The organism is Streptomyces durbertensis, assembly GCF_014156695.1.
Taxonomy (GTDB): domain Bacteria; phylum Actinomycetota; class Actinomycetes; order Streptomycetales; family Streptomycetaceae; genus Streptomyces; species Streptomyces durbertensis.
This window is the reverse complement of record NZ_WMLF01000363.1, coordinates 1-5,498: the sequence shown is the minus strand read 5'-3', so window position 1 is coordinate 5,498 and position 5,498 is coordinate 1. Positions and strand designations below refer to the sequence as shown.

Below are 5,498 nucleotides of genomic sequence, written 5' to 3'. Positions count from 1 at the left end.
GGCCGGCGGTGGTCCCGGCGGTGCCGGGGAGCGGGGGCCGTCCGGGCCGGACGGGCCGGCGGCGGATCTTGCGCCGCGACCCGTGGTGTCGGTCGAGGACGACATCCCGGAGGAGGACGACCCCGATCTGGACGAGTCCGTGCTGTCCGGGCACGACCTGATCATCCGCGAGCTGGGGGCCACGGTCATCGAGGAGATCAACCACGAGTGAGCGCCCGGGGGCGGTGCGGACCGCGTAGGCTCGGGTTCGGTGGCCCCTCCGGGGGCGCGGCCCGTCGGGGTCCTCGACGGGTGCGCGGGTCGCGCCGGGGTCGGGCCGCCGTGGACGTTGATCCCGAGTTCAGGAGCGAGCGAGCCGTGTTTCCCGGTGGTGGGCAGCCCGACATGCAGCAGTTGCTGCAGCAGGCTCAGAAGATGCAGCAGGACCTCGCGGCGGCGCAGCAGGAGCTGGCCGAGACGCCGGTGGAGGGCTCGTCGGGCGGTGGCCTGGTGAAGGCCACGGTGACCGGTTCCGGGGAGCTGAAGGGCCTGGAGATCGATCCGAAGGCGGTCGACCCGGAGGACACCGAGACGCTGGCGGATCTTGTCCTGGCCGCCGTCCGCGACGCGAACGCGGCGGCGCAGCGGCTCCAGCAGGAGAAGCTGGGCCCGCTGGCGCAGGGGCTCAGCGGCAGCATGCCGGGGCTGCCCTTCTAGGGGCTGCCCTTCCAGGGGGCGTCCGTCGCGGTTCGGCGGGCCGGGGCCGTCCGCCGTGGCGGTCGCGGCGGCCGCCGGGCGGGGCGGACGGTCGTCCGGCATTTCTGGTAGGGCCGGATTGGGTACGGCAGGAGAAGGAGTCGGCGGTCATGTACGAGGGTGTGGTCCAGGACCTCATCGACGAGTTGGGCAGGCTGCCGGGCATCGGCCCGAAGAGCGCGCAGCGCATCGCCTTCCACGTCCTCCAGGCCGATCCGACGGACGTGCGGCGGCTCGCGCACGTGCTGACCGAGGTGAAGGCGAAGGTCAGGTTCTGTTCGGTCTGCGGGAACGTGGCGCAGGAGGAGCAGTGCCGGGTGTGTCTGGACCCGAGGCGTGACACGACGGTGATCTGCGTCGTGGAGGAGCCCAAGGACGTCGTCGCGATCGAGCGGACGCGTGAGTTCCGGGGGCGCTACCACGTGCTCGGCGGCGCGATCAGCCCGATCGAGGGTGTGGGGCCGGAGGACCTGCGGATACGGGAGCTGCTGTCGCGGCTGGCGGACGGCACGGTGACGGAGCTGATCCTGGCCACGGACCCGAACCTGGAGGGCGAGGCGACGGCCACGTATCTGGCCCGGATGGTGTCCGCGATGGGTTTGAAGGTCACACGGCTGGCCAGTGGTCTCCCTGTCGGGGGAGACTTGGAGTACGCCGATGAGGTCACGCTGGGCCGTGCCTTCGAGGGGAGAAGGTTGCTTGATGTCTGAGACCGACACCGAGACAGTCATCGAGGGCGCGGGCGTGCTCGCCGAGCAGGGCGGTGTCCGCCACGTGAGCACGGCCAGCCCGGACGACTTCGCCGTGCAGATCGCGGACCAGGTCGAGAGTTTCATCCTCGCCGTGACCGAGGTCGCCAAGGGCGACGAGCCGGACAGCGCTGTTCCTTACCTGCTGCTGGAGGTGTCGCAACTCCTCCTGGCCGGTGGCCGGTTGGGCGCGCACGAGGACATCGTCCCGGAGGAGCGCTACGAGCCGGACATCGGACCGGAGCCGGACGTCGACGAGTTGCGGGAGCGGCTGGGGCAACTGCTGGAGCCGGTGGACGTCTACTCCGAGGTCTTCGACCCGTACGTGCCGCGCAGTGCGCCGGTGGCCTGCCGGATCTCCGACGACCTCGCCGACGTGCTGACGGACCTGCGGCACGGCATGGCGCACTACCGGGCCGGCCGGGTGTCGGAGGCGCTGTGGTGGTGGCAGTTCTCCTACCTCTCCAACTGGGGGCCGACGGCGTCGGCGGCGCTGCGCGCGCTGCAGTCGCTGGTGGCGCACGTGCGGCTGAACACGCCGCTGGCGGAGCTGGACGGCCTGGACACGGACAGCGACGCCGTAAGTGACGACGGCGAGTTGGAGCGGGAGGCCGGTGAGGTGATGGCGGCCGAGATCGCCGCGCCGTTGGGCCTGCGCACGGCCGGCGAGTAGCCGTTCCGGGCGGGCGCGTCGGCGCCGTGGCCTCCCCGGTTTGACCATGACACCGGCGTCAGGGTCGGAGCATCGGCGGCATGGCGATCACGGACGACTTCAGGCGTACGGTGCTGGTGACCGGCGGCGGCTCGGGCATCGGGCGGGCGACGGCGAGGGCCTTCGCGCGGGAAGGCGCGCGGGTGGTCGTGGTGGGCCGCCGCGCGGAGCCGCTGCACGGCACCGCCGACGGCCATCCCGGCGTCGAGGCGCTGGTCGCCGACGTCACGGGGGATGGCGAGCCGGAGCGTGTCGTGCGGACGGTGGTGGAGCGCCACGGGCGGCTCGACGTGCTGGTGAACAACGCGGGCGTGGTGGTGCGGGAGCGGCTCGGGACGCTGACGGCGGCCGGGCTCGAAGACCAGTTCCGGACGAACCTGGTGGCTCCCGCGCTGCTGACGCAGGCCGCGCTGCCGGCGTTGGAGGCGGCGGGCGGGGTGGTTGTCAACGTCACGACGTCGGTGGGTCAGCGAGCCTGGCCCGGGAACGCCGGCTACGCGGCCTCCAAGAGCGCGCTTGAGGTGCTGACACGCAGCTGGGCGGTCGAGTTGGCGCCGCGCGGGGTGCGGGTGGTGGCGGTCGCGCCGGGAGCGGTGGAGACGCCCGTCGGGCGGCACGCGGGGATGTCGCCCGCGGAGCTGGCGGAGGTGCGCCGCTGGCAGCTCGCGCACACCCCGCTCGGACGGCTGGCGGACCCCGCGGAGGTCGCCTGGGCGGTGACCCGGTTGTGCGAGCCGGGGGCGGGCTTTGTCACCGGGGTGGTGCTGCCGGTGGACGGCGGCGCGGTGGTCGCCTGAGGCCTCGACCGCCAGTGGGCGCGTGCCGTCCGCCGCGCGCCCCCATCGCGCGCGGAAGCGACAGGAAGGGGGACGGGACAGGAAGGGGGACGGACAGTGCGGATCGGTCAACTCGCTGCGGAGACGGGCGCGTCGACGCGCGCGCTCCGGCACTACGAGGCGGCCGGTCTGCTCGTCAGCGAGCGGGCCGCCAACGGCTATCGGGTGTACAACGGTCACGCGGTGGTCCGGGTGCGGAACATCCGGCATCTCCTCGCGGCGGGGCTGACGTTGGAGGACGTCCGCAGGTTCCTGCCGTGCCTCGACGGGGACGTCGCGGCGGCGCCGCCGTCACCGGCGGGACTGGAGGTGGCGCGGCGGCGACTGGCCGTACTCGACGCGCGTCTCGCGGAACAACTCGCGGCCAGGGAGCGGCTGGTGGCGGCGCTGAGGGCGGCCGGCGAGCGACCGCCACCGCCGCCCGGGTCGACCGGTCAGCGCGACACCGGGCGGTATGCGCGGGGCAAGTGCCCCGAGGATGTGCGCGGCGAAGCGTAGTACCTGCGCGAGCCGCTCGGGGCAGAACAACCGAACTCACCCACATCGGCGCCACGTTGCGTAACTTCTTGCTCACCGGCGCCGAGGTGGGGCCGGTGAGGGAGGGGATCTGGCGTGCCCGGAATCGACGAGTGCCTGCTTGAGGCCATGGTCCTGCCCGGCGCGCGTGGCGCCGCCGTGGTCGACTGGACGAGTGGTCTCGCGCTGGGCACCGTCGGCGAGTCACCGGCCGGTGACCACGAGGCGTCGGCGGCCGAGACCGCCGAGCTGGCCAGGATGGCGGCCGAGCAGCCGTCGTTCGGCGAGGGCGGGCCGGATGACGGTCCAGGTGTCGAGGACGTGATCGTCAGCGCCCGCAACGGATTCCATCTGCTGCGGTTCGTCGAGACCGGCATCGACAGCACGGTGTTCCTCTACCTCTGGCTGGACCCGGAAGAAGGCAACCTCGCGCTGGCCCGGCTACGACTGCGGGCCCTGGCCGAACGGCTGGTGTTGACATGACAACACGCACGGACGGCGGCACGACAACCGACGGGATGCCCAGCCTGCGACGGCTGGCGGCCGACCGGGCGACGGGAGTGCTTTACAGCGACGTCGGCGCGGTCTACCTGACCGACGGCGAGGTGGTGCACGCGGAGTCCTCGGCCGCGCCCGGGCTGGACGAACTGCTCGCCCGCGGAGGCCGGTTGGCGGCGGACTGCTGGCAGCAGGCGGTGCGGGACGGCGGCGCGCGCGGCGGTATCGCGCGCCGGCTGGTCGACAGCGGCCGGCTCTCCCGCGGCGAGCTGGAGATCTGCCACCTCTTCGCGCTCTTCGACGCGGCGTTCTTCGTGCTCGACGCGTCGCCGGGTGCGGTGAGGTTCCGGGCGGGCGCCGGGCACTGGCTGGGGCCCATCCGGGCGGTGCCGGCGGGGGCCGTGGAGCGGGAGGTGCGGCGGCGGAGACGCCTGCTGGACCGGCTGTGGCCGCATCCGGCGGTCGACACCTCGCCGGTGAGGCGGCTCCCCGAGCCGTCGACCGGTCCGGGCCGGGGCCGGGTGCCGCGCCGCCAGCGGGACGTGCTCGAACTCGCGGACGGGACGCGCACGCCGTACGCGATCGCCCGCCAGTTGGGCCGCCCGGCCTTCCACACCCTGGTGGACGTGCGGCGGCTGGCCGCCGCCGGCCGGGTGGCGACCCCGCCCCCCGCCACGCCGCCGCCGCGCGTCCCGCCGGCGGCACCGGCCTCGGCGGGCGCCGCCGTCCCGTCGCCCGCCGTGCCGTCGCCCGCCGGACTGTCGCCCCGCCGCTCAACAGAGAAGAACCCTGTCCGACTCCACGCGGTCGTCACCGATCCGGACGTGGAACTGCTCCGCCGACTACGAGACGCCCTGGAGGAGAAGCTGTGAGATCCCGTCCTGCGCACCACGACCGCGAGGAACGTCTCGCGCCGTCATGAGACGTGCCCTCAGACAGCGTGCCGGGAGGAGGCAGATGATGGCTGTGGAGCCCGAGGTGTTCGACGAGTTGAGGCGGTTGCGCGCCCGTGTCCCGCATCTGACGGGTTCGCTCGCGGCCAGCGTCGACGGGCTGGTGCTCGCCCAGGACACCGGCGGTGTCGAGCCGGAGGGACTGGCGGCGCTCACCGCCGCCGCGCTCGGCGTGGCGCTGCGGGTGACCGACGCCACCGGCCGGGGCGCCTTCCAGGAGCTTGTCGTACGCGGCGAGCACGGCTACGTCGCCACGTACGCGGCCGGTCCCACGGCCGTGCTGACGGTGCTCGCCGAGCCCCGGGCGAACGTCGGTCGTCTGCACCTGGAGGCCCGCCGGGCCGGTGCCCGCATCGCGGAGCTGGCCGAGGGCAAGGCGGCGGCCGCCCGCCGGTCCGGCGACGGGGACCGGGCGCGGACCACCGGCCCGGCCCGTCCGCGCACCGAGCCGGGACGCTCCGGCGTGCTGCCCTCCCGCCGCCCCGGCACGGGCTGATCC

General features: G+C 74.0%; 9 protein-coding genes. All 9 read left to right on the top strand.

What is annotated here, in order from left to right:
- The coding region (locus GL263_RS28520) for a hypothetical protein (RefSeq protein WP_228456693.1) at positions 1 to 211 on the top strand (211 nt) is incomplete at its 5' end.
- 146 nt (positions 212 to 357) lie between these two features.
- Positions 358 to 696: a YbaB/EbfC family nucleoid-associated protein gene (locus GL263_RS20375; RefSeq protein WP_143650955.1), complete on the top strand. Its 339-nt coding sequence runs from the start codon at positions 358 to 360 to the stop codon at positions 694 to 696.
- Positions 697 to 845: 149 nt separating this feature from the next.
- Positions 846 to 1,445 carry a recombination mediator RecR gene (gene recR / locus GL263_RS20370; RefSeq protein WP_182857177.1) on the top strand — a complete coding sequence of 200 codons (600 nt, stop codon included), beginning with the start codon at positions 846 to 848 and terminating at the stop codon, positions 1,443 to 1,445.
- Positions 1,438 to 2,157 carry a DUF5063 domain-containing protein gene (locus tag GL263_RS20365; RefSeq protein WP_182857176.1) on the top strand — a complete coding sequence of 240 codons (720 nt, stop codon included), beginning with the start codon at positions 1,438 to 1,440 and terminating at the stop codon, positions 2,155 to 2,157. The genes recR and GL263_RS20365 overlap by 8 nt, the downstream gene beginning before the upstream one ends.
- A gap of 80 nt (positions 2,158 to 2,237) precedes the next feature.
- Positions 2,238 to 2,993 carry an SDR family NAD(P)-dependent oxidoreductase gene (locus tag GL263_RS20360; protein WP_182857175.1) on the top strand — a complete coding sequence of 252 codons (756 nt, stop codon included), beginning with the start codon at positions 2,238 to 2,240 and terminating at the stop codon, positions 2,991 to 2,993.
- Between the two features lie 96 nt (positions 2,994 to 3,089).
- Complete coding sequence (locus GL263_RS20355) at positions 3,090 to 3,530, top strand: MerR family transcriptional regulator (RefSeq protein WP_182857174.1); 441 nt, start codon at positions 3,090 to 3,092, stop codon at positions 3,528 to 3,530.
- Between the two features lie 114 nt (positions 3,531 to 3,644).
- Positions 3,645 to 4,031 (top strand): hypothetical protein, encoded by a 387-nt coding sequence (locus GL263_RS20350; RefSeq protein ID WP_182857173.1) that lies wholly within the window; start codon positions 3,645 to 3,647, stop codon positions 4,029 to 4,031.
- Positions 4,028 to 4,918, top strand: coding sequence for a transcriptional regulator (locus GL263_RS20345; RefSeq protein ID WP_228456692.1), 891 nt, complete (start codon positions 4,028 to 4,030; stop codon positions 4,916 to 4,918). Before GL263_RS20350 ends, GL263_RS20345 begins: the two co-directional genes overlap by 4 nt.
- Positions 4,919 to 5,006: 88 nt before the next feature.
- Positions 5,007 to 5,495 carry a roadblock/LC7 domain-containing protein gene (locus GL263_RS20340; RefSeq protein WP_228456691.1) on the top strand — a complete coding sequence of 163 codons (489 nt, stop codon included), beginning with the start codon at positions 5,007 to 5,009 and terminating at the stop codon, positions 5,493 to 5,495.
- The last annotated feature ends 3 nt before the right edge of the window (positions 5,496 to 5,498 follow it).

Excerpts from the sequence above, each read along its gene's own strand:
- GL263_RS20365 (WP_182857176.1), top strand. The coding sequence starts at position 1,438 with ATGTCTGAGACCGACACCGAGACAGTCATCGAGGGCGCGGGCGTGCTC.
- recR (WP_182857177.1), top strand. The coding sequence starts at position 846 with ATGTACGAGGGTGTGGTCCAGGACCTCATCGACGAGTTGGGCAGGCTG.
- GL263_RS20360 (WP_182857175.1), top strand. The coding sequence starts at position 2,238 with ATGGCGATCACGGACGACTTCAGGCGTACGGTGCTGGTGACCGGCGGC.
- GL263_RS20345 (WP_228456692.1), top strand. The coding sequence starts at position 4,028 with ATGACAACACGCACGGACGGCGGCACGACAACCGACGGGATGCCCAGC.
- GL263_RS20340 (WP_228456691.1), top strand. The coding sequence starts at position 5,007 with ATGGCTGTGGAGCCCGAGGTGTTCGACGAGTTGAGGCGGTTGCGCGCC.